The 25,818-nt window shown below is 29.4% G+C and carries 28 protein-coding genes and 1 pseudogene; 21 read left to right on the forward strand and 8 right to left on the reverse strand.

Annotation, left to right across the window (positions count from 1 at the left end; translation table 11 throughout):
* The first annotated feature begins 489 nt into the window (after positions 1–489).
* On the forward strand, positions 490–1,212 hold the full coding sequence (locus COL3_RS27275; protein ID WP_180278004.1) for a histidine phosphatase family protein: 723 nt from the start codon (positions 490–492) through the stop codon (positions 1,210–1,212).
* Positions 1,213–1,413: 201 nt separating this feature from the next.
* Here COL3_RS27275 and COL3_RS27280 read toward each other — a convergent pair whose 3' ends face one another.
* Complete coding sequence (locus tag COL3_RS27280; protein ID WP_008427520.1) at positions 1,414–2,196, reverse strand: flavodoxin family protein; 783 nt, start codon at positions 2,194–2,196, stop codon at positions 1,414–1,416.
* Between the two features lie 368 nt (positions 2,197–2,564).
* Between COL3_RS27280 and COL3_RS27285 the strand changes: the two genes are divergently transcribed.
* The 7 genes and pseudogenes from COL3_RS27285 (at position 2,565) to COL3_RS27315 (ending at position 10,212) form a co-directional block, all read left to right on the forward strand.
* A complete protein-coding gene (locus COL3_RS27285) occupies positions 2,565–3,347 on the forward strand; it encodes a TetR/AcrR family transcriptional regulator (protein ID WP_008427522.1) in 783 nt (260 codons plus the stop codon).
* Positions 3,348–3,527: 180 nt separating this feature from the next.
* The gene (locus COL3_RS27290; RefSeq protein ID WP_008427523.1) at positions 3,528–4,844 is read left to right on the forward strand and encodes a TolC family protein; all 1,317 of its coding nucleotides are present in this window, start codon (positions 3,528–3,530) and stop codon (positions 4,842–4,844) included.
* A 37-nt stretch (positions 4,845–4,881) separates the two neighbouring features.
* Positions 4,882–5,868, forward strand: coding sequence for an efflux RND transporter periplasmic adaptor subunit (locus COL3_RS27295; protein ID WP_008427526.1), 987 nt, complete (start codon positions 4,882–4,884; stop codon positions 5,866–5,868).
* A 14-nt stretch (positions 5,869–5,882) separates the two neighbouring features.
* The gene (locus tag COL3_RS27300) at positions 5,883–6,536 is read left to right on the forward strand and encodes an efflux RND transporter periplasmic adaptor subunit (RefSeq protein WP_008427529.1); all 654 of its coding nucleotides are present in this window, start codon (positions 5,883–5,885) and stop codon (positions 6,534–6,536) included.
* Between the two features lie 14 nt (positions 6,537–6,550).
* Positions 6,551–8,143 carry a DHA2 family efflux MFS transporter permease subunit gene (locus COL3_RS27305; RefSeq protein WP_008427537.1) on the forward strand — a complete coding sequence of 531 codons (1,593 nt, stop codon included), beginning with the start codon at positions 6,551–6,553 and terminating at the stop codon, positions 8,141–8,143.
* Positions 8,144–8,281: 138 nt separating this feature from the next.
* Positions 8,282–9,010 (forward strand): annotated as a pseudogene (locus COL3_RS27310) (hypothetical protein); the annotation flags it as partial.
* 272 nt (positions 9,011–9,282) lie between these two features.
* Positions 9,283–10,212 carry an ankyrin repeat domain-containing protein gene (locus COL3_RS27315; protein WP_008427552.1) on the forward strand — a complete coding sequence of 310 codons (930 nt, stop codon included), beginning with the start codon at positions 9,283–9,285 and terminating at the stop codon, positions 10,210–10,212.
* Positions 10,213–10,366: 154 nt separating this feature from the next.
* Here COL3_RS27315 and COL3_RS27320 read toward each other — a convergent pair whose 3' ends face one another.
* The 3 genes from COL3_RS27320 to COL3_RS27330 are packed head-to-tail and all read right to left on the reverse strand — an operon-like array spanning position 10,367 to position 11,413.
* Complete coding sequence (locus COL3_RS27320; protein ID WP_008427556.1) at positions 10,367–10,684, reverse strand: hypothetical protein; 318 nt, start codon at positions 10,682–10,684, stop codon at positions 10,367–10,369.
* A 34-nt stretch (positions 10,685–10,718) separates the two neighbouring features.
* Positions 10,719–11,036 carry a hypothetical protein gene (locus COL3_RS27325; RefSeq protein WP_008427558.1) on the reverse strand — a complete coding sequence of 106 codons (318 nt, stop codon included), beginning with the start codon at positions 11,034–11,036 and terminating at the stop codon, positions 10,719–10,721.
* A gap of 53 nt (positions 11,037–11,089) precedes the next feature.
* Positions 11,090–11,413 (reverse strand): hypothetical protein, encoded by a 324-nt coding sequence (locus COL3_RS27330; RefSeq protein ID WP_008427560.1) that lies wholly within the window; start codon positions 11,411–11,413, stop codon positions 11,090–11,092.
* A 258-nt stretch (positions 11,414–11,671) separates the two neighbouring features.
* On the opposite strand from COL3_RS27330, the gene mtnN reads away from it, so the two are divergent.
* Positions 11,672–12,370, forward strand: a complete 699-nt coding sequence (gene mtnN / locus COL3_RS27335; protein WP_008427561.1) for a 5'-methylthioadenosine/S-adenosylhomocysteine nucleosidase — start codon at positions 11,672–11,674, stop codon at positions 12,368–12,370.
* 33 nt (positions 12,371–12,403) lie between these two features.
* On the opposite strand, the gene COL3_RS27340 is transcribed toward mtnN, so the two are convergent.
* Together COL3_RS27340 and COL3_RS29075 are read right to left on the reverse strand one after the other, a co-directional pair.
* Positions 12,404–12,724, reverse strand: coding sequence for a hypothetical protein (locus COL3_RS27340; RefSeq protein ID WP_008427563.1), 321 nt, complete (start codon positions 12,722–12,724; stop codon positions 12,404–12,406).
* 25 nt (positions 12,725–12,749) lie between these two features.
* Positions 12,750–12,920, reverse strand: coding sequence for a hypothetical protein (locus COL3_RS29075; protein ID WP_008427565.1), 171 nt, complete (start codon positions 12,918–12,920; stop codon positions 12,750–12,752).
* Between the two features lie 173 nt (positions 12,921–13,093).
* On the opposite strand from COL3_RS29075, the gene COL3_RS27345 reads away from it, so the two are divergent.
* From COL3_RS27345 to COL3_RS27385, 9 genes are all read left to right on the forward strand, one after another.
* A complete protein-coding gene (locus tag COL3_RS27345) occupies positions 13,094–13,318 on the forward strand; it encodes a hypothetical protein (RefSeq protein ID WP_008427567.1) in 225 nt (74 codons plus the stop codon).
* Positions 13,319–13,633: 315 nt separating this feature from the next.
* On the forward strand, positions 13,634–15,373 hold the full coding sequence (locus tag COL3_RS27350; protein WP_008427569.1) for a S8 family peptidase: 1,740 nt from the start codon (positions 13,634–13,636) through the stop codon (positions 15,371–15,373).
* 169 nt (positions 15,374–15,542) lie between these two features.
* Positions 15,543–16,385 carry an AraC family transcriptional regulator gene (locus tag COL3_RS27355; protein ID WP_008427571.1) on the forward strand — a complete coding sequence of 281 codons (843 nt, stop codon included), beginning with the start codon at positions 15,543–15,545 and terminating at the stop codon, positions 16,383–16,385.
* On the forward strand, positions 16,378–17,313 hold the full coding sequence (locus COL3_RS27360; protein ID WP_008427573.1) for a DMT family transporter: 936 nt from the start codon (positions 16,378–16,380) through the stop codon (positions 17,311–17,313). The genes COL3_RS27355 and COL3_RS27360 overlap by 8 nt, the downstream gene beginning before the upstream one ends.
* 25 nt (positions 17,314–17,338) lie before the next feature.
* Complete coding sequence (locus COL3_RS27365) at positions 17,339–18,172, forward strand: PHP domain-containing protein (protein WP_008427574.1); 834 nt, start codon at positions 17,339–17,341, stop codon at positions 18,170–18,172.
* A gap of 263 nt (positions 18,173–18,435) precedes the next feature.
* A complete protein-coding gene (locus COL3_RS27370; protein ID WP_008427575.1) occupies positions 18,436–18,711 on the forward strand; it encodes a hypothetical protein in 276 nt (91 codons plus the stop codon).
* Positions 18,712–18,722: 11 nt separating this feature from the next.
* Complete coding sequence (locus COL3_RS27375) at positions 18,723–19,136, forward strand: hypothetical protein (RefSeq protein WP_008427576.1); 414 nt, start codon at positions 18,723–18,725, stop codon at positions 19,134–19,136.
* Between the two features lie 328 nt (positions 19,137–19,464).
* Entirely contained in the window at positions 19,465–19,638 is a 174-nt protein-coding gene (locus COL3_RS27380; RefSeq protein ID WP_008427577.1) for an aspartyl-phosphate phosphatase Spo0E family protein, read from the forward strand.
* Positions 19,639–19,719: 81 nt separating this feature from the next.
* A complete protein-coding gene (locus COL3_RS27385; RefSeq protein WP_008427579.1) occupies positions 19,720–19,953 on the forward strand; it encodes a hypothetical protein in 234 nt (77 codons plus the stop codon).
* A gap of 106 nt (positions 19,954–20,059) precedes the next feature.
* Here the strand turns inward: COL3_RS27385 and COL3_RS27390 are convergent, their stop codons facing one another.
* Complete coding sequence (locus tag COL3_RS27390) at positions 20,060–20,998, reverse strand: DUF986 family protein (protein WP_008427580.1); 939 nt, start codon at positions 20,996–20,998, stop codon at positions 20,060–20,062.
* Between the two features lie 235 nt (positions 20,999–21,233).
* Positions 21,234–21,869: a DUF986 family protein gene (locus tag COL3_RS27395; RefSeq protein WP_008427582.1), complete on the reverse strand. Its 636-nt coding sequence runs from the start codon at positions 21,867–21,869 to the stop codon at positions 21,234–21,236.
* Between the two features lie 400 nt (positions 21,870–22,269).
* On the opposite strand from COL3_RS27395, the gene COL3_RS27400 reads away from it, so the two are divergent.
* The 3 genes from COL3_RS27400 (at position 22,270) to COL3_RS27410 (ending at position 25,721) form a co-directional block, all read left to right on the forward strand.
* The gene (locus tag COL3_RS27400; RefSeq protein WP_008427590.1) at positions 22,270–24,333 is read left to right on the forward strand and encodes an MASE3 domain-containing protein; all 2,064 of its coding nucleotides are present in this window, start codon (positions 22,270–22,272) and stop codon (positions 24,331–24,333) included.
* A 220-nt stretch (positions 24,334–24,553) separates the two neighbouring features.
* Complete coding sequence (locus COL3_RS27405; RefSeq protein WP_008427592.1) at positions 24,554–24,907, forward strand: hypothetical protein; 354 nt, start codon at positions 24,554–24,556, stop codon at positions 24,905–24,907.
* A 298-nt stretch (positions 24,908–25,205) separates the two neighbouring features.
* Complete coding sequence (locus tag COL3_RS27410; protein ID WP_008427594.1) at positions 25,206–25,721, forward strand: VanZ family protein; 516 nt, start codon at positions 25,206–25,208, stop codon at positions 25,719–25,721.
* The last annotated feature ends 97 nt before the right edge of the window (positions 25,722–25,818 follow it).

The raw sequence follows: 25,818 nt of genomic DNA on the forward strand, positions 1-25,818 counted from the left end.
AGGATCTAAGTTGCAAGTTGCATCCAATTTAGCATGCTCCCGCTTTCAGCGTGACAGGCTAAATCGGAACAACTTGCAACTAAGAACCTTCAACAGCTTATTTTCAAATGTTTTCTCCGCAAAAATATTTATGATTTCTGGTGAAGATATCCACATAAAAACTTGTTGGATATAGTTATCTAATAAGTCAGATTCTTGGGGAGGATATATATAGGTAAATAAACAAAAGATTGGATTTATAATTTATACATATTTCAGTTTATAAATTAACTTTTTAATAAAAGTAAAAAAGTAGTGAGCCCTGCTGTAATACATGTACAATAGAACCCACCACTATATAATTTAGTATATGCAGAATATGGATAATTGATTCATATGTTGAAAAAATTTGGGAGTTATATATAATTAGATTAGAAAAAAGTATAGTAGCATTACTTATAATATTGATTGATATGATATTGAAAAGAGTGTTTTAATATATTTGTAATTATGGAAGGAAAAAGGAAGCATATGAATAAGGGGAAAGTTATTATTTATTTAATGAGACATGGACAAACTATTTTAAATAAGGCAGGAAGGACTCAAGGCTGGTGTGATGGAGTTCTTACAAAAGAAGGTATTGAGGTAGCTGTAAATGTAGGGCTTGGACTTAGCAATATTAAATTTAAAGCTGCCTATAGCAGTGATTTGGGTAGAGCAGTAAAGACTGCAAGAATTGTGATAAAAGAGAATAAAGAAAGTTCAAATTTACAGTTAAAAGAGCTTGAAGGATTAAGAGAAGTATGTTTTGGAAAATATGAAGGAGAGCGTGAGATGGTAATGTTCAATGATATTTTGAATCATCTTAACGTAGGTTCCTTCAAAGAAGCTGAAGAAAAATATGATTTTCAAAAGGAATATTGTAATTCATGTGCTATTTTAGATGAAACCAAGGAAGCAGAAGATTATAATACAGCATTAGAGAGAGTAATGAGCAGCATAAGAGATATATGTGAAGAAAATTCATATGATAATGGAGGAAATGTACTTATAATTGGGCATGGAGGAATAATCAGGTTGATTATTGATTATTTAGATAAAAGTTTTAATGTGAGAGATATGGCGAATTCAAGTATATCTAAGATTATATATGACAATGGAAAGTATATTGTTGAATCTGTAAATGACAATAGCTATAGCGAAAGAGGCAAAGCTATAAAAATGTCAGTATAGTATACATTCCTTTTAAGCCTCCATTTCAAAATGTGTTCAGATAGAGTTTAAGTTGTCAGGCTGGGGGGATTGAGTACCGCTCTTGTAGTAGGAATTAAAATTCACCTTATCCATATATAAATATATAAGAAAAGTGAGGGGGGGAAGTTTTTGTTAATCACCACTTTTTTATAGGTTATGATATTAGAAAAGTACAGCTAATCAATCTCTTTTGATAACAGCTTTCATTATTTTTCTGTGGGCGTCTACGATTTTATCTCTTCCTATACCAAGCTTAAGCATTAACTTTACAAAGAAAGGAATTTTGATTATTGGTTCATTTGCTTTCTTTTCGGTTGATGTACTTATACGTTTTTGTGTAGCAAGCTCTCTGTCTGCCTGTGTGTAGGCAGTGAAAACTCTGTCAATTACAGGATTATTTTTTGCTTCTTTTATATTAGAATGGAACATCCCAGCAGACTTACGAATAAGAGTTCCGACCATTTCTGCTTCTGAGAATTTTGCATAAGTCTTAAAATAAGAAAAAATATTTTTGTACATCTCATCTTCTAAATTGTCATATACAATTAATGCTGCAAAAGGCTTTCCACAGATGTCATGATCTGTATGATGAAAGAATAATCCGCTTTTAGTGACATGGAATGTACTAACATTTGCAGTGCAGTAGTACCTTTCGATAAATGTCTTTAGTAAGCTTGAAATACCGAAGGTATAAATTGGTGTGGCAAACAAAATTAAGTCAGCTTTTCGCATTTTCTGGAAGATAAGGTTAACATCATCCTTATCATGAAATGCACACTTCAGAAAATGGTCTGGCCTCTGACAAACCTGGCAGTCTATACATCGATTAATCTTAAGATCTGCAAGATGGATAACCTCACATTCTGCACCCTTTGATTCAGCTCCATCGAATAGTCTATCTATAAGCACTTTTGAAAAACCTTTTTTCCCTCTTAAACTTGAATTGATAGCTAATATTTTCATTTAATTTACTCCTTTCCGTTTGTAGAATAATCTTTCTTTTGTATATAGGTTGTCCGATATAATATATGTAATAGATATTTAGTTATTTCAATACTTTTTAATTCAAAAGTAGATTATTTTAGCATTAAAAAAAATTTTAAATTATTTTTCTAGACTTAAATGGTAGCAGTATATGGGCAAAAGGTAAGAGATTCCTTCTCTGGAAGTAGTATTCAGCAGTTCATTTGAAATAATACTGTAATTTAGTTATGAATTTGATTATTGACAATTTAAAAAGTAGATGTTAATATACAATGAAATAAAACCGGTTAGTAATAATTTATTCAAAATAAAATTAAATACATTATTATCAAAGAAGGATGATATAAGTGGAAGAAGATAAATTAAAAAAGATACAAGAAGCAGCTGTAAAGGTTTTTTCACAAAAGGGGTATAAAGAAACAAAAATAGTGGATATAGCAAAACTTGCAGAAATATCTCCAGGAACAATATATTTATATTTCAAAAATAAGAAAGAACTATTTTCTAGTTTAAATATACCAGAAGCTGAGCAATTAAGACCAAAATATGATGAAAAAAGACTTGAAATTTTAAGGGTTGCATTAAGTATGTTTGGAATAAATGGATATAATGCTACTTCAATGGAAGCTATAGCTTCAGCTTGTGGTTTTTCAAAAGCAGTTTTGTATCAATATTTTAACAATAAAGAAGAGTTATTCACAGCAATTTTTGAAGAAGAAGTTATTAAAGAATTTAAGATATTATCAATTGATGATGAAGACAAAAATTTACATGAGATTCTTACAAAAGTAGCATACACATACTATGAATCTATAACTAGGCCGGAAAAGCTAAACCTTATTAGAGTTATTATGGCTGAGAGTGGGAAATTTCCTCAAATAGGAAGGATACTATATGATAATGCTATTAATGTAGTTGCTGCAAGGCTGTCAATTTATTTTGAAAAATTTAAAGAATCAGGAATAATTGATTGCTCTAATACGAAACTCTATGCTAGGAATTTTATGGGGAATATAATGTCGTTTGTAATAGTTGATAAGCTTATCAACCCTGAAAATAATGAATTTGATAAAGATGATATCTTAAAAAGTATTGTGAATACATATGAAAGAGGTATGGTTAAGAAATAAATAAAGAGATTAAATGATAGTGGACATACAAAAAAAGTATGTCTATTTTTTGTTATAAAAAAATAATGAATACTTATTGACAAGCAAAGGAAGCGGTGTTAGTATATAACCAAATGAATGAATAAAAACTAACTGGTTATTAATAATTCAGAAAAAATATTATATAAGAGGTGATGAAAAATGAAAAAAAGTTTAAGTAAGATAATTGCAATAGCAATTTGGATAAGTATCATAAGTGGAGGTATAGTACCAGTGTTTGCGGCAGAAACAATACAAAGTCAAAATGCAAATAATAGTGTAAACACACAAATTCAAGGAAACGTAAAACCAATTCTTACGCTAGATGAATCAATAAAAGCAGCTATTGATAACAGTGAAATATTAGAACTTGATGAAAAGAAAATAACTGATACTGATAAAACTAATGATGTTAATGAAAAAATTGATGATAATCCTCAATTAGTTGGAAAGACTGAAATACCTATGCCAGATGATAGAAAAGATCTCAATGAAGATATTAGAGAAATTAATCTTAAGCAGGTTAAGCAGCAAAAAGAATTTGATGAAGATAAATTAACTCAAAAAGTTACGACTGCCTATAATAGTATTGTTACCAGTCAAATGGGAATTGAAAAGGCAAAGAAAGATATAGAACTTAAAACAAAGGAGCTAAATATAGCAAAAGTAAAAAAAGATGATGGGATGATTACAGAAACAGATTTAAATGCAAATGAATTAAGAATAGAAGACTTAAAGGATAAATTAAAAACAAGTGAAAATACATTAAAGGATGCAGAAGATAGCTTTAAAGTATTAACAGGTAAAGATGTAACAAATTATAGCTTGGAGAGGGATATAAAGTTTGATAAGTTTACAATCGACGGTTCCATAGATGAATATTTAGACAATGTAATGGAAAATTATTTAAAATATAGTACAAAATTAGTTGAGCTTAATAAGGATTATTTTAATGACAGCGATCACAAGGTAGAAGATGTAACAGATGATGATAAACCATCAGATGATAAGCCTGTATTTAATGATGATGGAGACATTAATTCTTATAAAACGTATCAGGGTAGATTAGATGGGTATTATCAAGAAAGAGAAATGTATGCATTTAAATTATCAATGCGCTTAGCTTATTTGAATGCAAAGTTAGGTACATATGAAAGTGAAATTAATTTGAATGAAGCTAAGAAACAATTTAAAGAACAATTAAGAACTCTTTATACAAACCTTAATACTTTGGAAGATAATATTAATCTATTAAAGAAAAATATTTTATTAAATAATAAACAGCTCAGTATTGCACGGGTAAAATATGGAAATGAGTTAATAACCGAACTTGACTTTAATAATCAAGTTGTAAATAGCGAAGATTTAGATATTCAGTTAAGAACTGCAATTGATAGATATAATACTATAAAAGAAGAAATTCAAAAGCCTTGGATTGCATTTTCAAATAGTCAAAATAGCAAATCCATAAAAAACTAATAATAAATAATTTGATAAGTCAGGGGAGTAAGGTAATATGAAAAAATGTGTTTTAAGAATAATGATAATGATATTGTTAGTTACTTCTACTCTAGTTGGATGCAGCAGCAATAGCAATGACAATGCAAATGTTGATGAAACAGCTAGTGTTCAGGGTAAAGGAACTGTTTATTTTATGTCAGGTAAGATTCAAGCAGATGAAAGTGCAGTCATAACCTCTAAAATTAATGCCAGGGTTTCCGAGATAGGTGTTGATGTTGGGTCTATAGTAAACAAAGGCGATAACATAATTACTTTAGATACAAAGGATTTAGAAGCTCAAGTTGGACAAGCAGAGGCAGCTGTGGAGGTAGCGCAGGCAAACTTAAATAAAATTAAAAGTGGGTCAAGACCTGAACAAATAGAACAAGCCACAGCAGCACTTGAAAGTGCTAAGGCAAATTATGAAAATGCTAAAGCTAACAATGAGAGAAATAAAGATGTCTATAATGCAGGAGGAATGTCTAAGTCTCAGCTAGATCAAAGTGAGACAGCCCTCACCGCTGCAGAGTCTGGATGCAAATCAGCACAAGCAACCTTGGATATGTTAAATAAGGGTGAAACAGCTGAAAGTATAGCAATTTCAGAAGCACAGGTAAAAAGTGCACAGGCAGCTTTAAATACAGCACAAGTTCAGTTGCAAAATAGGGAAATAGTCTCCCCGGTGTCAGGTATTGTTACTTCTAAGAACATCAATAATGGCGAGTTAGCTGCAGTTGGCGCACCATTGCTTTCAATAGTTAATTTAGATTGTATTGTTATAAATGCATATTTACCATCAACGTATATTAATAAAATATCTGTTAATCAGGCAGTTGTAATTAAGGTATCAGAAATACCAGACAAAGAGTTTCAAGGTGAAATATCAGTTATAGATCCTGCAGTAGATTCAAAGAATAAGAATGTTTTAGTGAAGGTTAAGTTTGACGATAAAGATCCACTTTTAAAACCAGGAATGTTTGCTGAAATAGGAATAAGAGAGTAGGGAGTGAAAATCATATGAATAAAAAACGTAAAGTGTTAATGATTGGTATATTTATAGTTATGATTGGGGTACTTAGTGGAATAGGATTTTATTATTGGTACAATAATACGTATTTTGTAAGCACAGATGATGCAAGAGTTGATGGCGATCTTATAAAAGTTAGTCCGCAGATTGCAGGAAAACTTCTTGAGTTCAATGTGGAGGAAGGAGATAGTGTATCTCAAGATCAAATATTGGGAAGACAAGATATGACTAACCTTCCAGATATTAATGTGGATCAATCCATAATAAGGGCACCTATTAGTGGAATTGTTATTAAAAAAACAGGGCATGTGGGAGAAATTGAATCACCAGGACAATCTGTTGCAATGATTGTTGATCCACAAAAGCTATATATTACTGCGGATATAGAGGAAACTAAACTTGGAAAAGTTAAACAAGGACAATCGGCAGATATAACTATAGATCAATTTGAAGGAAAAATACTTACTGGAAAAGTAAAATATGTTGGTAAGGCATCAAACTCGGCCTTCTCAGTTCTTCCAACATCAACCAGCGGTACTTTTACTAAAGTAGTACAAAGGGTACCAGTTAAAATAGAATTTGATAAAAATGATGTTCAATTATTGCCGGGTACTAATGCTATTGTTAAAATCCACATAAAATAATGGGGGAAATAAATATGGAAGATAAAGAAGAAAAGAAGGTTGCCTCTAAATGGTTAATACTTGTGGTAATTATAATAGGTTCTTTTATGTCTACTTTAGACAGCAGTATTGTTAATATTGCTATTGCTAAACTAATGTCAGTGTTTGGTGTATCCTTAGATGATGTTAAATGGGTATTAACAGCTTATACTCTTACACTGGGTGCTGTAGTACCAATTACTGGATATCTTGGGGATACATTAGGAACAAAAAAAGTATTTTTGTTTGCTCTTATTACTTTTACTGCGGGATCATTTTTATGTGGAATGGCCTGGAGCAATACAACTATGATAGTATTTCGTATTCTTCAGGCATCAGGTGGAGGTATGATAATCCCTGTAGGTATGACTATGATGATGAAAATATTTTCTAAAGATGAAATGGGTATGGCTATGGGATTTTGGGGAATTGCAGCTTTAGCTGCACCTGCTATAGGCCCAACCCTTGGCGGATATATCATTGAAAAACTGGACTGGAGAATAATATTTTATATAAATGTTCCTATAGGTATAATTGCGATAATTATGTCAATATTTTTATTACCCGGTGCTAAGAGGAAAGCCTTTGAAAAATTTGATTTTATAGGATTTATAACTTCTACAGTTGGATTGGTTAGTACACTCTATGTTATAGGTGAATTAGCCAATATAGATTGGACAGATGTAACAAATCCTCTTTTATTAACACTTGGGATCTTTTGTCTTTTATTATGTGGCGTAAATGAATTAAGTCATAAGGATCCGATATTAGAGTTACGTGTTTTTAAAAACTTTCAGTTTAGCATAAGTCAAGTAATTCAATGTATATTATTTTTCGCATTAATGGGTGGAATGTATGTAATGCCGTTATATTTGGAAAATGTAAAAGGTTATACAGCTATGCAGACAGGTTTGATTTTATTACCATCTGCTATTGGAACAGCACTTATAATGCCGATTAGTGGAAAACTTTTTGATAAAGTAGGTGCAAAGATTCCAGGAATAATTGGACTAACTGTTATGTTGATAAGTTCATATCAATTGGCATATATAAATCAAAATACAAGTGAACTTTATATAGAGGCAATAATGACAATACGTGGTATGGGGTTTGCACTTGCCAACATGCCTATAACAACAGCAGGAATGAATGCTATTACTGATCCAAAACTCGCTGGAAAAGCATCAGCATTAAATAATACAGTTAAACAAATTGCAGGATCACTAGGTGTAACAATTATGACACTTATGATACAAACTAAATCAGATTTTAATTATTCTAGAATGGCAGAGCAGATAACACCATTTAACGAGACGGCTAGTAATACTATTAATACTATGCAGAATGTGTATATGATGCAAGGAGGGCTTTCACAAGCTGACAGCAGGGGGACAGCAATAGGTACAATCACCAAAATGTTATCTGGACAAGCACGTATTGATGGTATGGATTATGCATTAGCAGTAGCAGCTGTTGTTGGAGCAGTAGCATTAATTCTAGTTTTTTTTGTTAGTGGTAAGAAAAAGGAGAACGCAGGTAAGGCATTGGAATCGCAGGAAAATGAACACATAAGTTTTTCTTTAGAGTAAGTTGGGCTTTAAATATTTTATAGTCTAATTGAGTAGATAGGAGAGGAGTAAATGATCAAAAGTGTAGAACATATAATTGCTGCAAGTCTAGTAATAGGAGCTCTTTCGGGTAATTTGCCAATAAACAGCTTTATATTAGGACTTACAGAGGCTTAGGTATTAACCAATTTTGACATGGCAGTATTAACAGAAGATAGTGTGTCCCACTTAGGAAAGATACAAGAAAAATTGAGAGTCGTTGATCAATGGATGTATCATTCCAGATTATATAGAGCAGCAGCCTTTGCAGCAGATGAATTGTGTGTTGAAATGATTCAGTTAAATTCTTTTGGCTGTGGACTGGATGCAGTTACTACAGATCAAGTTTCTGAAATTGTATCGTCAAAGGGAAAGATATATACAGTTCTTAAGATAGATGAAGGCAGTAATTTAGGGGCAGCAAAGATTAGAATAAGATCATTAAAAGCTGCTATGGATGAGAGAAAAAGAAAGAATTACAAGGCAGTTGAAGAGAAAATAGTTTATAAAAATCCATTATTTACAGCTGGAAATCAAACAGGAGAAGGATGGTTTTTAACTGCAGAGATGATTGAGTTACTAGAAAGCGGAGTGAGTAATATAGTATGTCTTCAACCTTTTGCATGTTTACCAAATCATGTAACTGGAAAAGGAATGATAAAAGCTTTAAAAGAAAGATATCCAAGCTCAAATATTGTAGCTATAGATTATGATCCAGGTGCATCAAATGTAAATCAACTAAATAGGATAAAACTTATGTTATCAGTTGCATATAAAAATTTAGAAGAGGAGGCTGAATTTTATGAGGAAACTGAATTAATTAGGTGTATCTCATATGTGCGTACCTAAATCAATTGATGAATATATTTTTTTAGACATGGTATGGAATGTGGGTATAAGCATAAGGGAGTTAAATTTAAGTTAAAAAAAGGGAAAATATATAAGAAATGTTTACAAAATATACTATAATTGAGTTATAATAGGAATATAAACAGAAAATTTTGAAAATCTATTAATATAGGAAATGTATAAACTAACACAGTATCTAATAATCTTACATAAAGTTGTATTTGTTTAATATAGTAAAGTTAACCCAATATTATATGAAAGGTTGTAATATTATGAGTTATTTTGAAGATTTAACTAATTATTCATATTTCTTTTATGAAAATTCAAAAAATGTTGGTTGGCTAGATAAAACTTATACATATGCTAAAGGAAGGGTTAGTAAAGAATTTATAGATAATTTATGGGAGTATATGCAAGGGAATTTAGAGAAGACGAGAGGGTATCATAACTGCAACTTATGTTCTGTTTTCAATAAAGAAGTTTTTACTACTACTCATAAAGGAAATTCAGTAAAGCTAGGTTCGGGAGAAATAAGAGTTTTAAGCGAAAATGGTAAAATATCATATTCTGCTCCCAACTTAATTTATCATTATATTGTTAATCATGAATATAAACCACCAGATGAATTTGTCCAAGCTGTATTAAAAGGACCCAAACCAGGCTCATCTCAATACGAAAAATTTTTATCATCTTTTAGAGAGGATACTTTAGAAGGAAAGTATATTAAAAATATACATATAGTTCAAAGAGGTGGGGAAGACGATTATGTAGAAGCTGCTAGGGAATTTCATACGGCAATACTTCAGAATGATTTAAAGAGGGTAAGTGAATTAATCAATACATGTGAAGAGAAAATAACAATGATTATTGAACTTTCTAAATGGTTATATATAGCAGCTTCAGAGGGAAAATTGGAAGCTGTTAAATACTTAATATCTAGTGGTGTTAAGATGGATGTAAGTATTCCGGCAAATAATCCGTTGTTTGGTGCTATCTGCAGAGGGCATGTGGATGTTGTAAAGCTGCTAATTGAAAGTGGGATAGACACTAATGTTAAATATAGCAATGAATTTATGCGAAAAATGGATGCTCTAGCTTTAGCGGAACAAAGGGGGCAAGTTGAAATAGTTAGTTTATTAGAAGAGAGAAGATTCGAGAAAAAAATCAAATTTTTTGGAGAAGATTTTGTTGTTGATTTTTAATAAACAGGTAATGGGATATAATAGTCTAAGAATAGATGCAAATTTATTTTATTAAAAGCATATTGATATTACAGAAAGCTATATATTACTGATCAGAAAACTGAAGTAGTATATAGCTATATTTTTTTATATATGAACTTATATTGATTGGGATTTAAGAGAAATTTACAGCACCGCTGCCAACAACTACTATTGTATAACCATCCTTAAGAGGAATCAAATCAAACTTTTTAGATTGTGGTCTTAGTCTTATAGCCTGTAAAAAATTTGGTTTTGAATCAAAAATAAGTACATAAGCACGATCGGTAAAAGAGTTATTTTGAACAAAATGCTTAGTATCTGGTGATAAATTTAAATTACTAATTGAATAGAAACCTTCCTTAACTGCTTGTGAGGCAGCCAAGGAAGTTATTATAGTAGTATTAAATGATAGATATAAGCATAATAGAACAAAAACAAAAAATTTCTTCATAAAAATCACCTTTCAATTTATCATTCAGTGTATTTTAGGATATAACTATATCACCTTTTCCAACAATTATCATTTCATATCCAGGAAGCATAGGAGTTAAGTCATATTTATTTGATAAAGGAGGCAGTTGTATAAGTTGCTGAACAATCTGGTTTGCGTCAAATATAATTACAATAGCATATTCAGTGGGAGATTTGTTTTGTAAAGTATAGTTGTTATTTTGAGGTAAATTCAAATCCTGAATTTTATATATTCCTTGTTTAAAAGATTGCTGTTGAGCCATGGAAGATATTACAGGAAAACACAATGAGAAAGAGAAGAATATGCATAATGTAATAATAAATTTTCTCATTAGGTTCAATCACCTTCTTTACTACAGAATTGAAAAAACATGTAATTCTAATATTAAGGAGTAAAAGCCACCTCTCCATTGCCAATTACTACAATTGTATAGTCGAATTGAAGTGGTGCTAAGGGATATTTTATTGAGTTTATTTCTAATCGAATAGATTGTTGTATTTGTTGGTTACTATTAAATACAATAACAAAAACAGGAGTAGTAGAAGATATATTTTGAATATTATAACTAGTATTTGGCATCAAATTTAGATCTTTTATTCTATAAAAACCTTGTGAAAATGTTTTAGTAGATTCAGCTACAGCGGTTATTATATTAATATTAAATGATAGAAATAAGAAAATAGAAAATATAGCTATAAATTTTTTCATTAAACTAACCACCTTTATAATTATTAATTATAGTAAAAGACAAGAGCTTTAATTTTATTATGTGAAGGCTTTAAAAATATATTCAAACATATAAAGAAATATAAGCTTTTAGTAGTAAAGTCATTAATGGAGAGTATTAATAGTGCGACATATATTAATCAAAATTTAACAACTTGTATTTACAGAATATGCTATAATTAATTCAAAATATCAATTTTGGATGGTATAGTTAAAATGAAAATGAAAGAGGAATAAACTATGAAAATAGGTGTAATAGGATCTAATGAAAGAGGAATAATGCCTTTTATTGGTGAAATAGCAAATACAGAAGTTAGTGAACATTCTATGTTGAAGTTTTACTCTGGTATGCATGAAGGAATTGAAGTTGTATCAGCATTAGGTGAGGCATATAAGATTAATTCTGCCACTGCAGCACAAATTTTAATTAATAATTTTAATGTTACACATATTGTATTAATAGGATTTGCGGGGGCATTAAATAAGCAGCTTGATGTAGGAGATACAGTTATCTCAAGTGAAATTGCTTATTATGATGCAGCACATGATGTTTTAACAGAATATCATCCTTGGATGAGAGAAATATGTTTCAGATCAGATGCTAAATTGCTTATGTTATGTGAAAGAGTTGCTAAATCTTTATCTGTTTCAAGTAGATTTCATGTAGGAAGAGTTGTTACTGGAAAGAAATTTATTTCACATAATGAAAGAGATGATATTATAGAAAAATTAAGTCCATTATGTGTTGATACAGAGAGTGCAAATGTTGCTTATGCATGTTATGTAAATAGTATTCCGTTCATAGCAATTCATTCAATATTAGATAATGAAAACGAGAAAGATTCAGAAATATTTAAGCAAAATATAAAACTTACAATATATAATTCAATAAATTTAATTAAAGGACTCATTAAAAAGGTCAGTGTACTTGAAAGATAATTATTTGTTAAAAAACGACATTTCAAATGTCGTTTAAGAAAACTCCAATTGTGCAGCACCAATAATTAAAATTATGTCACCAGTATTGAAAGGTTTTAAAACATAAAGAGGAGAGCTAGGTTCCAGCCTTACAATTTGTTTAATAATTTGATTTGAGTCAAAGACAACAATAAGAGATTTATTAGAAGAACAAGTGTTTTGAACCTTATAATTAATTCCTGTTGAGAAATCTAAACTTTCTATTTTATAAATGCCTTGAGTAAAAGTTCTTGATCTATTAATGGAGGCATTTGCTAAATGAGTATTAAAACATATAAATAAAAAGAAAGAAAAAATAGTAATAGCTTTTTTCATTAGTATGCCGTCCCACCTTTCAAAGTTATTTAATTCTTTTAAATGGAATAACCGTATTTATTTTCTCCTTACTTATATCACTAGATTTATGAGGTTCAGTTTCTATTTCGTGAATAGTTAAGTAATCTTTCTCCCCTAATATTTTAAGAAGCAATAAGACCTTTTCTCTATAAGCTTGGAATGATTGTCTATTCATAAAAATCCTCCTTTGTCATAAAAAATAATTTAAAAATAGCTTATACAAATATAGTAATAATATTCAAGGAAAAATGTGATAATTATGTATAAGTGTCCTGTTAGCTTTTTATAATTAATTAAGAATAAAATAAGCTAACTTTTATATAATAGTTATATGAAAGGAATGAGAAAATGGGGAATAATGTAGAGTTAATATTAGAAAAAATAAAGAGATTACCAGTAATACAATCAGGTAAGAATTCTATCATAACCTTATCGAATAATGAAGCAAATTTAAGTATTAAGGATTTTAGTGAAGCGATAGAATATATTTGGGAGAAAGGCTTAGTAAAAATATTAAAAGTAGAACGAGAGCATGCATATATAGTGCGAATATATGCAGATGTCACCAAATGATTTATAAAACTATATTAATATTATTTCTTTTATGCAATGGATTAGTTCCTTTTGATATATTTACTATTTATGGCACATACTAATCACGTACTAGTATGTGCTATTAAATTAAAAAATTATTAGGAGGAGATAATTCAATATAGATCTCATTAATCGGTACTGCCAAAGGCGGATAAAAAATTACATATATCAAGGAAATCCCAAAATAAACATGAAAAGCATGGACAATGTGGAATAGAATAATTTCAATTAAATATTATTTATATTCATTATTGTTATGTCACAAAAATAATCAATTATCTTATGGAGGGTTTCATGAAAAAAAACATAGAAGCAGAGAAAGTCTTTAATGATATAAATTATGATAACTATATTGTTCAGTATCAAGGCGATATTGTTTCGGAGATATCAAGAGTACCAAACTATTATGTAACAATAATTAATGATAGATATGCAATAGTATCAGTACCTAAAAATGTAGAAATTAATATGGGGGATGAACCAATTATTCAATCTATCGTATATGTTGTTCCTGCAGAATTTTATACTTTGCAGCAGGTTTCGCCAGTCAGTGCTTCTCAAGCAGATTTTGTACAGGCAGGATCTCCTTTAAATTTAACAGGTAAAGGTGTTAATGTAGCTATTATTGATTCAGGAATTGATTATTTAAGTGACGAGTTTATGGATGTTAATGGAGAAACAAGAATTGAAAGTATTTGGGATCAGACTTTAAGAACAACTGTACAAAAACCAAATGATCCAGTTCCCTTTGGAATGGTATACAGTAGAAATCAAATAAATGATGCTATTAGCTCATTTAGATCAGGCAAATCCCCATATGATATAGTTCCCACTAGAGATGAAATTGGGCATGGAACAAATATGGCTGGAATAATTGGTGCAACAGGAAAAAATCCAAATCTAAGAGGGGGAGCTCCTGATTGCAGCTTTGTAGTAGTAAAGCTCATAAGAGATTTTTCATATGAAATTCAGTTTCCCGAGACTACTGTACCTGTGTACAATTTAACAGCAATACTTACAGCATTGCAGTATTTATATGAATATAAAGAAACAAGTAATAAACCTATGGTTATATATTTTCCCCTTGGAAGTACTTTAGGTAATCATAGAGGAGAGGGAACTATAGATGACTTCATGAGTACTATTTTAATTAGTGAGGGAATAGTTATAGTTACTGGTACTGGAAATCAAAGAGATGCTGGAGGACATGCATCAGGAACATTAGGGCAAATTACTGGTGTGCAAGCCATAGGAGCTGGAGTTATTGAACTGGAGGCAGCGCCAGAGCAAAAAAATTTATGGGGAGTTCAAATTTGGTCTCATTTACCTAATATAATGACTCTGGAAGTAGTATCACCCTCAGGCGAAACTACTGGGACAATACCTGTAATAATAAATTATACTAATAATCATACTTTTATATTTGAAAAAACCAACATTAAAGTTAATTATTATTTTCCGGAAGAAACTACTGGGGATGAATTGATACGCATAAGATTTTATAATTTGCAGCCTGGTATATGGAGGCTTAGGCTTAATGGGAATTTTATTTTAGATGGACGATATGATGCCTGGTTGCCACAGAGAGGATTAACTGTTGGAAATACTAGGTTTAGCTACCCAGATCCCTTTGGTACGATAACAAAGCCAGGTAATTCTATTTATATAGTAACTGTGGCAGCATATAATCAAAATAATAATAACGTTGTTGATTATTCAGGTATGGCGTTTTTAGAGTCGTATGTAGATATAATTGATGTTGCAGCTGGAGGAGTAAACGCATTAGCTGTAGCACCAAATAACAGAACTGCAATTGTCAATGGGACTAGCGTTTCAGCAGCAGTTGTAGCGGGAGTTTGTGCTATGCTGTTTCAATGGGGGATAGTAGATGGACATGAACCTAATATGTTTGCTCAAACCATTAAAGCATATCTTGCAAAAGGAGCAATTGCAAGAAGTGGAGATATTATTCCCAATCCATACTGGGGATATGGAATTTTAAATGTGCCAAAAATTTTTCAAAATATGACTTGAGAATTAACATAGTAAAATATGCTTGTTTATAGGATTATATATTAATTAGGAAGTGTCTAAAGGCACTTCTTTTTAGTGTGAAATATATAAGTTTAAGCAATATCATACAAGAACTATTTATTAATTTGTGATATTCTTTAAAGTAGTTAACATAGAAAGGGAGAGTATAGTGCAAAATGAAATCCGAACCGTTTGTTTTGATTCAGCTTTGAGCATAGAGGCTTACAGTTTTAAAGGTATTATGCAGAAGTTTCCAAATCATTTTCATGAATATTATGTAATTGGTTTTATTGAAAGTGGGAAGCGATATTTATCCTGTAAGAATAAAGAATATACTATTGAAACTGGTGATTTAGTTTTATTTAATCCACTGGATAGTCATACTTGTAAGCATATTGGTGGAGAAGCACTTGATTATCGTTGTATTAATATTGAGAGGGATATAATGAAAAAAGCTGTATTTGAAATAACAAATAAAGATTATACGCCTTACTTTAAAGAGCCTGTTTTATTTCACAGTGATTTAGTGCCTTCTTTGAGGGAATTGCATCTTATGATAATGCAGGAGGAAGTAAGTGATTTTAAAAAAGAGGAATTATTTTTATTTATAATTGAAGAACTGATAAATGATCATTCTGATGCGGTTCCAGAAGTAGTATTAAGAAAACAAAATGCTGAAATAAAGGCTGTGTGTGATTATTTAGAGAATAACTATATGAATAATATTACTCTAAATGATTTAAGTGCTTTGGCTGGGATAAGTAAATACTATTTTTTACGATCTTTTACTAAGGAAAAAGGAATATCACCATATAGTTATCTTGAAACTATTAGAATTGGGAAAGCCAAGAAACTTTTAGAACAGGGAACAGCACCTATAGATGTGGCTGTTAAAACCGGTTTTACAGATCAAAGCCATTTTACAAACTTTTTTAAGAAATTAATTGGCTTGACACCGAAGCAATATATGAATATATTTAGAGACGAGCGTAGGAGGACAGAAGATGACTAATAAAAAAAATATCGCTGGACATTTATCAGCACTTATTACAATTATGGTTTGGGGAACAACTTTTGTTTCTACAAAAGTATTACTAAAAGATTTTTTACCTATAGAAATATTATTTTTTAGATTCATAATTGGCTACTTTACTTTATTTCTGGCATATCCACATAAATTAAAAAACTTAAATTTTAAACAGGAATTATACTTTGCAGCAGCTGGATTATTTGGAATAACATTGTACTTTCTTTTTGAAAATATTGCTTTAACTTATACACTTGCATCAAACGTAGGTGTTATTGTTTCTATAGCACCATTTTTTACAGCACTAGTTGCACATATGTTTTTAGATAGCGAAAAGCTCTCATTACGCTTTTTCGTTGGCTTTATTGTAGCTATATTAGGTATTATTCTAATAGGATTTAATGAGAATTTTGTATTAAAATTAAATCCTTTAGGTGATATATTGGCGGTACTTGCAACAATTGTATGGGCTTTTTATTCAGTTATTATGAGAAAAATCAGTGAATTTGGGTATAATACTTTAGGCTGTACTAGAAGAGTATTCTTTTATGGATTATTATTTATGATTCCTGCAATATATATGTTTGATTTTAAGTTACAATTGAACAGGTTTACGATTCCATCGAACTTATTTAATATCTTATATTTGGGATTTGGAGCTTCTGCAATATGTTTTGCAACATGGAATTGGTCAGTAAAGATTTTAGGGGCTGTTAAGACAAGCGTATATATTTATATAGTACCTGTAATTACAGTGGTTGCATCAGCATTTTTACTCCATGAAAATATTACCTCAATTGCAACTATAGGAATTTTTCTTGCATTAGCTGGATTACTTATTTCTGAGGAAAAACCAATTATGATTTTAATGGGAAAAATAGATCAATTAAGAGTAAAATATAGAATGCGTTAAATTAAATACAAAAAGGAGTGGGTTCATGTTTAATAAAGGAGATTTTCATATTCATTCAAATTATTCTGATGGAAAGTTTAGTATTAGTGAGCTTTTAGATTTATATAAGAAGAGTGAATATGATATAGTTTCTATAACTGACCATGATACAATGGAAGGATGCAAAGAGGCTATTGAATATGGAAAATTGATTGGAGTAAAAGTAATAGCAGGCATTGAAATATCTACGAAGTATAATGGAGAAGATATTCATATACTTGGTTACTTTAAAGATAAAGACTGCAGAAAAAAAGAAATGATTGAGTTTGCAAGGAAAAAAGAGCAGGATAGAATAGATCGTTCAAAAACAATTGTAAATAGTCTTAAAACATATTTTGGTATAGAAATTGATGGAGATGAATTACTGTCAAAAAATAAAGGAATGATTGGCAGACCTCATATAGCAAAAGAAATTATTAAGGCAGGCTACGAAACAAATATAGAAGATGTTTTTAGAAATTATTTAGGAAATGATAGTCCGGCATATATTCCGAGCTCCATTTTATCTGTACAAGAAGGAATAGATTTATTGAGAAATAATAATGCAGTTGTAGTATTAGCGCATCCAGTATTGGTTAAAAAGACAAAAATAGAAGATTTATTAAATAACTTTAAGTTTGATGGGGTTGAAGCTATATATGGATTAAATTCTGAAAAAGATACCAATAAATTTATAAATATTTGCAAGCAACGTAAACTTTTAATTACTGGTGGATCGGATTTCCACGATTTTAATCTATCAAGCCATTGCAATATTGGAGATATATCGCTAGATAATAGAGATATAGAAAATCTACTTAAATTTATTGAAAGTAAATAGTATATAATATTAATTGCTTTAAACTCAATATAATTTGAGTAAAATATATAATATAAAGATCGCATTTTTCACAAGAAATGAATTTGCGATTTTTTTTGTGTGATTTTAAAGCTTGAGAAATAAAAATTAATAGATAATGAAGCATAAAAGCAGTACAGTCGTATTCCGTTAGCTAAGTATAATATAAGTCACTTGAAAAATGTTTAAAATACAAAAAGTTGGCAATTAATTAGATAACAGTTTTTTGGAAGGAGTGGTGCTGCATGATGTGCAGTGGAGAATTTTTAGAAGAAAAAGTTCAAGAATTTTGTAAAATTAACAATAAAAATGAGGGTCAAATATGGCATTTAATAAATAATATTCATACTAAGGAATACGGGCGTAACATAATGTGGGAAAAACAACAGTATGAAAAACAAAATAATTTAGGTGATATACCAATGAGTCAACAATTTGCTAAAGAAAATTTAGTTCATAGAGTCATAGAGATACTAAAGGGATTACAAGAGTGTATTAAAAATGGCTGGCAATTACAGTAGGGAGGAGTGTTATGGATTATATAAGTGCAGAAGAATTTCTAAAGCAGGACAAGGATGTACAAGTGGTGTTATTAGATTGGTGGAATCCAGGTAAGGGGGATATAGTATATGATAAGAAAAGTGGAAGTATGCAAATTTTAGAATTAAATTATAAAGATAATGAAGCCTGTAAGAATTTAATACTATATTCTCATATTCCACTACTAACAGAAGGTCAGTTGAGGAAATTTATTGAGGATAAGACTGGGTGTAAAATAAGTATTATTTCAAGTGTAGAAGATATGTATTATATAGAATATGATAGGTATAGAAATAATAAGAATGAAGATTTATGCAGGTTTGTTTATGTAGATGAAGTTTTAGAAGGTCTTTGGAGTGTGGCTTTAAAGCTAGCAGAGGAGTGCATCGAGGAATGGACGATATAATGTTAAATATAAACTAATATTTCTGTCAGAAAATAAGATTACAAAACGAATAATATACTGGGTGAGAAAAATCAAATTGAACATTGCCTTTATAATCAGTTTGATAGCACTTCTAAAAATTAATACCTATTTACCTAAAATACCCTGTAAAGTTGAAATATCTAGTTTATGCTTCAGAAACATGCAGACAGTACAGGGTGTAGTTAGTTTTAAAAGCTTAAATTATTTATTTGATTAAAATACAATCTGTTTAAATTATATTACATTTATGATACTATATGGATATAAGTGAAATACGTTCCAATATACTTGGATAGGAGAACTGAGGATGAAAGCTATTGAAAAACTTGAGATAAAGATTTATAAAACGAGACAAGCACTACATGAAACAATAGATATAAAAGGTGATTTGTTAGATGTGGAAGTAATTAATATAAGTCAAAAGCTCGATAGCATATTAAATGAATATAATAAGCTGCTAAAGAATGAAAATAAAACATGAAACTAAATAAATAAAACTTATGTAAAGATATTTTGAAATATAAGTGTTTTTTGAATTTCTTTTTTAGAAAGGTGAATTAATATGACTAATAAAGAATTAGAATTTATTGATCTAACTAACAAACAGTATGAAGCATTAATTAATATGCAAATGAAAGCATATAGGGAAGTATTGGATTTATGCAAAGAAGATATGGGGGATTTAGAAAAAAGATATTTAATAGATAAAAATATTTCAGAAATTAGTGAAAAAGTATTAACTGAATTAGAAGAGATAAGAGTATATAATAAACTCTTTATAGAAGCTATTAAGTAATATTTCTAAGGATCTTACTATTATTATTAGATTTAATCTGAATGAAAGAATAGTTCACTAGAGTATAATAAATTTTGAGCTATTCTTTCTTGCTGTTGAATTAATATTACGGTAAAATTAAATTCCTGCATTGATCAATATTTCTAAGTAGTTTTTCATATTGATTTATGTTATTGAATAGTTGTTCAATGTTGTTAATAGATTCATCGCACTTATTAGGAGAATCATCGCATTGCTCAATATTATTTGATAATTCTGACTCATAACCTACGGATAATGAATCAGATTGCTCTTTACTAGCTGAGGAGTTAGTATACAGCGACGGTTCATTAGTTAATTCATCAGGCTGTATGGAATTATCAGTAAAACTAGTTCTTTCTTCACTGCATGCAACTTGTACGCTTTCCATATTGGTAAAGTCTTTATCTATTGAAGCTTGTAATTTAGAATCTAAAAAATTTTTAAGCTCCTCTTTATCACTTTTAGTAAAATCAAATTTTACTATATGGGTATATTCAAAAGCAAAAAAAACATTTATTAAGTTCACTTTAAGTAATGTGTCAGTTTCAATATTGAGAGATTCTATATCCTCCCAACTGTAGTATATTCCCCAATGAAGCACTCCATTTTCACCAATAACATTACCGGCCTTGTTATGAAACGCAATTATAAAAGTTAATAACATTGTCATACAAAGTAAAGGAGGTATATATGCATCAGGTGAATATAAAAACACTCCAAATTCAAAAATATTAATAAAGATAAGGAAAATTAATACGTATCTTAATTTATCTTTATTGCTTAGGGTTATGTTAAACATTACTGGACCAAGTTCATTTCTGCCCTCATAGGTTTCATAAATATCAAAAATAGCGCAGGCATTTGCTAGTGCTAATAAAAATAATTCCAAAAAGCTAAATATATCTATATTATTAAAAATCTCTAGATTTCCAATTCCGGATTTTGTCAGGGTAAATCCTATTAGACTGCCTAATATTCCAAGAATAAATAAAATTATAAGTAAATACTTTTCCCATTTCTGCATCAACTTTTACCACCTTAGTTTTATTATTGTAGTTCATTTAGTATTATGTATGAGCTCATTTAGTAAGTACTGTATATATGTATTATATTACAATTAACATTTTTTTACTATAATTCTATATATTGAAAAAATGATTAAATTATTAAAACATAAATGCGAGGTCACTTCACTTTACTACTGAGGATAAAGTGAAGTGACCTCACATTTATTCATTTCCTTTTATAAATTCTGAGTTCTAAATTGCGTTTGACTCATCTATAATACATATTTTTTTCTCTAAATAACTTTCAATATTTTTTTTATCCTTTTCATCAATATTAAATTTAATTATATTTTCATATTCAAGGCTAAAAAAATTATTCATTATCTTCATTTCTAGTAATGCTTCACTTGTAATATTGCAAGATTTTACATCGTCCCAACTGTGGAAAATGCCACAATATAGAAGTCCCTGCTCACCAATCATATCATGTGTTTGGCTATGAAGTGCAACCATAAAAGTAAGAAGCACAGTTATTAAAAATAAGGGTATCAGATGCATATCAATTGAATTTAAAAATATTCCTAATTCACAAATATCTGATAATATCAAAAATATTAGGATGTATTTCAATCTGTTCCTTGAACTTAATGTTACTTTAAATTTTTCATCACCAAGAAGGAGTCTACTTTCGAGTGTTTCATATACATCAAAGGCAGTACAGGCAATTACAATTAGGAATAGGGTTAGTTCAAGAATGCCGAAAATATCAATATTGTCAAAAACTATTATATCGCCAACTCCGGATTTGCTCATAACAACACCTATGAATCCGCCTAATATGCCTAGTACGAAAAGTATAATTACTAACTGCTTTTCCCATTTTTGCATTTAATCTTCTCCTATTAAATTAATTATTAGAATTAAATTTACGAAATGTGGTACAAGTTGCATAGGTATATGCTATATCTATATATTACTCAAAAAAATCCACTAATAATCTTTGTAAAGCTAACATGTAAATTCACTCTAAGCATAATAAATATATGAATAAATTATCTTATATATTAATATTTTTGCACATTTTACTAGATAAAAATTATTCAATATAGTTAGAAGTTTGAAAATATACTTTTTCACCAACCTTTGAGATGAATTTTATCTACACTTTTTTGCGATTTAGTACATTTAGTTGGACTAATTTACATGTGTGTAAATTAGTAGTAAAATAAGAATTGTCAGGAATTTTGAGAAATGATCGAATAATATAGACATTTATAAGGGGGTACATATGAGGTATATTGGTCAGGCAAGGAAGCTTTTGATGTCAATCGAATTTGAAGCATTGATAGAATGGAGCTTTTTTTTAATTTTTATGGGTTTTTTATTAGTGGTGAACATGTATAACAATTTATTTTTTCACACTGCAATAGAATTATTTATTAATGTAATTTTTGTGGTTGTATTCGTATTTGCTTTTAATACTTATAGTATTAATAAAAGTAACTTTATCTTGATTCTTGGGACTGGATATTTTTTTTCAGCAATACTCGGAATATTTCATCTACTTCTAAATGAGGGAATGCCATTTTTGAGCTTAAAAGAAAGTGCTAATATTTCAGCACAACTGTTAATTGCTTCAAAATACATGGGTGCAGTGACATGCATAACCTCAATGATATTTATGGTTAGACCTCAAAAAAAAGTTAATGCATACGCTTTATTTATGATTTATTACTTTATAACAATACTTTTACTAACCTCTATACTAATAGTACATGTTTTCCCAACTTGTTATATAGAGAGTATGGGATTAACTACTTTTAAAATAATCAGTGAATATTTATTAAGTGCTGCTTTTTTTGGAACCGCTATCATATTATTTGTATTTGGTAAGAATATATATAAGTATTTATTTATTTGTCTTGAAATTTTCTTAATATTATCAGGAGAGTCGGAAATATTTTTTACAAGTTATACGTTTTCCTATGATTGGGCAAATTTTGTCGGGCATATTATAAAAATAATGGCTGCATACTTTTTATACAAAGGAGTTGTTAGAACTGGCTTAAAAAGGCCATATAATCTTATTTACCATGATTTGAACGAAGCGGATAATAAACTGGTAGAATTTGAAGAAATAATGTTTAATAATGAGCAATGTTTTAATATGGTAATAAATAATTCAGATAATGCAATTTTTGTTGTTAGCGATAACAAATTTGTATTTGCAAATAATAAAATGGCTGAACTTTTAGGAGTGAGAGGTGTTGAGGACATCATAGGCTTAAACTTTGAAGACGTTATGGTTAATGAGGATAGTGATTCAACGTGTATGAGTATCAATAAGATAATAGAGAATAAGAGTAATTCTTCATTTATTGAAAGTAAATTATTAAGACTTGATGGAAATATTATCGAAATTGAGGTTTCAAATTGCTTTTGTACCTATAAAAGAAAACCTTCGCTTATGGTTATGATTAGAGATATTACACCAAGAAAACAAATACAACTTCTTAAAAATGATATAGTAGAAAATAAAAAAGTAATAAATAAGGTAAATGAACTTAATCAAATGATGACAGAGTTTTTTTCAAATGTGTCTCATGAACTTAAAACGCCTTTAAATGTTATATTAGGAGCAATTCAAATATTAGCATTACCTGCTAATATCATGGATAACGCTTCAAATGAATCAGGGGTATATAAATATTTAAAGACAATGAAACAAAACTGCTATAGACTTGTAAGATTAGTTAATAATCTTATAGATATATCTAAATTTGATTCAGGATATTTCAAAGTTGATTTGCATAACCATAATGTGGTAAGTGTTATTGAAGATATAACTCTATCAGTTGCAGATTATGCTAAGGATAAAGGAATCGAGCTATTATTTGATACTGATGTAGAAGAAAAAGAAATGGCAATTGACTTAGATAAAATTGAAAGAATAATATTAAACTTATTATCCAATGCTATCAAATTTACTCCAGTAGGTGGAGAAATATTAGTAAGTTTGTATGATAAGGAAACAAAAGTACTTATATCTATTAAGGATAATGGGGTTGGAATACCCAAGGATAAATTAGATATAATTTTTGAAAGATTTGGACAAGTAGAAAAAACTCTTGCGCGCAATAAAGAAGGGAGTGGAATAGGTTTATCTCTTGTAAAATCTATTGTAGATATGCATGAAGGAAGTATTAAAGTAATAAGTGAATTTGGAAAGGGCTGCGAATTTTTAATTGAATTGCCAGTAAAGCTTGTCGAGGAAGAGTCGATTTCTGACGGACGTTTATATGAGAGTAGAGTAGAGAAAATAAGCATCGAGTTTGCTGATATATATTCATAAGATTAATATTTTAAAAATATATTTCTATTTATGCTTTTCAAAATAAAGGAATTTAGACTTTTTTGTAGAAATATACAATATAAAAATATATTTAAATACTAAAGAATAAATTTTAAAATATTAAAATTATTTACATAAGAAAGCGGGGTGAAAAATAGGAGGATATGTTTAAAAATTTGTTTGTTAAACGAATTTATTAATTATCTGTCCTATTATTAAAATGGGTGAATCAGGTGTATGCGGTTGGCTATCTAGAGAAGGGAATTTTTATCCATGTGGTGAATCTAAACATAACCTTTTAGCAGCTAAAATAGAAAAAGATTTAGATTTAAAAATGTTTGATGAAGAAAAATCTGTTCAACTTCACGATACAGCATTATTAGAGGCTTTAGGATATGTGAAATTTACTCAATCTACTTACGGTTTCATAGATGAATCGTATAATAATCAGTTTATGCTATTTTATGGAAAAAGGTTTTCTTATTCACAACGTAAATGGATGGAGGAGAATATATCAAAAATGTCTTCCCATCAAAAATCAGAATGTCGAAGACGACTAATGTTAGGTTATTAGCAGAAAAATATTAATATAATTTCATATCAAAATTAGAATAATTGTAATTAAATGAATAAATCTATTTAGAGCTGTCTCAGAAGTTTTTTCTAAAGCCTTCTGGACTGCTCTTTTCTACTTTTAAAATTAATTTCTAATAGTTTTTTGGGGTTTAGTGAATAAATTACATTTCGATTGTCCTATAATTATTAGCAAGGATTTAAATATGCTCAAATTTATGAGAAATTGTTAACATATTTATTATTTGTTTTAAGTAAAATTATATGGTATATAGAATTATGGTAAAGGAGACGATTAGTTGAAGACAATTAGTGTAATTTTATGCGTATTTTGGATGGGTTTTATTTTTTATATGTCAAGTAATAATGGAGAAATATCACATCAAAAAAGCACTAAAGTAGCTGACTTTGTTGAAAATACAAAAGAAAAATTTCAAAATAAAATTAGTAAGAACCCGATTGAAAATACTCCTAGCGCGGTTAACAAAACAGAAAAAGAAAATCAATTAGATTACATTATTAGGAAAAACGCTCATGCATTTATGTATATGGTGTTAGCTATTTTAGTAGCTAATTCATTTTTTTCTTATAATAAAAAAGGAAAGGATGCAATAGTTTATGTATTATTTATATGCTTGTTTTATGCAGTAACAGATGAGTTTCACCAAGCTTTTGTGCCAGGAAGAACGTCTTATGTAGGTGATGTCCTAATAGATTTTGGAGGAGCTTTGCTAGGATTGGCAGCTTTTTATCTTGTATATTATAATATGATACCGAAAAGATACTTAATTAATGAAAAAAGGTTCAATAGATAATCTATTAACTAGAGTTATGAGGCCATGAACTAAACTTAAATAAAAGGGGCTGTTGCAAAACTAACATAGTTAGTTTTGTAGCGGCTCATTTTTTAGA

It is taken from the genome of Clostridium sp. LS (genome assembly GCF_002760435.1).
Lineage (GTDB): Bacteria > Bacillota > Clostridia > Clostridiales > Clostridiaceae > Clostridium.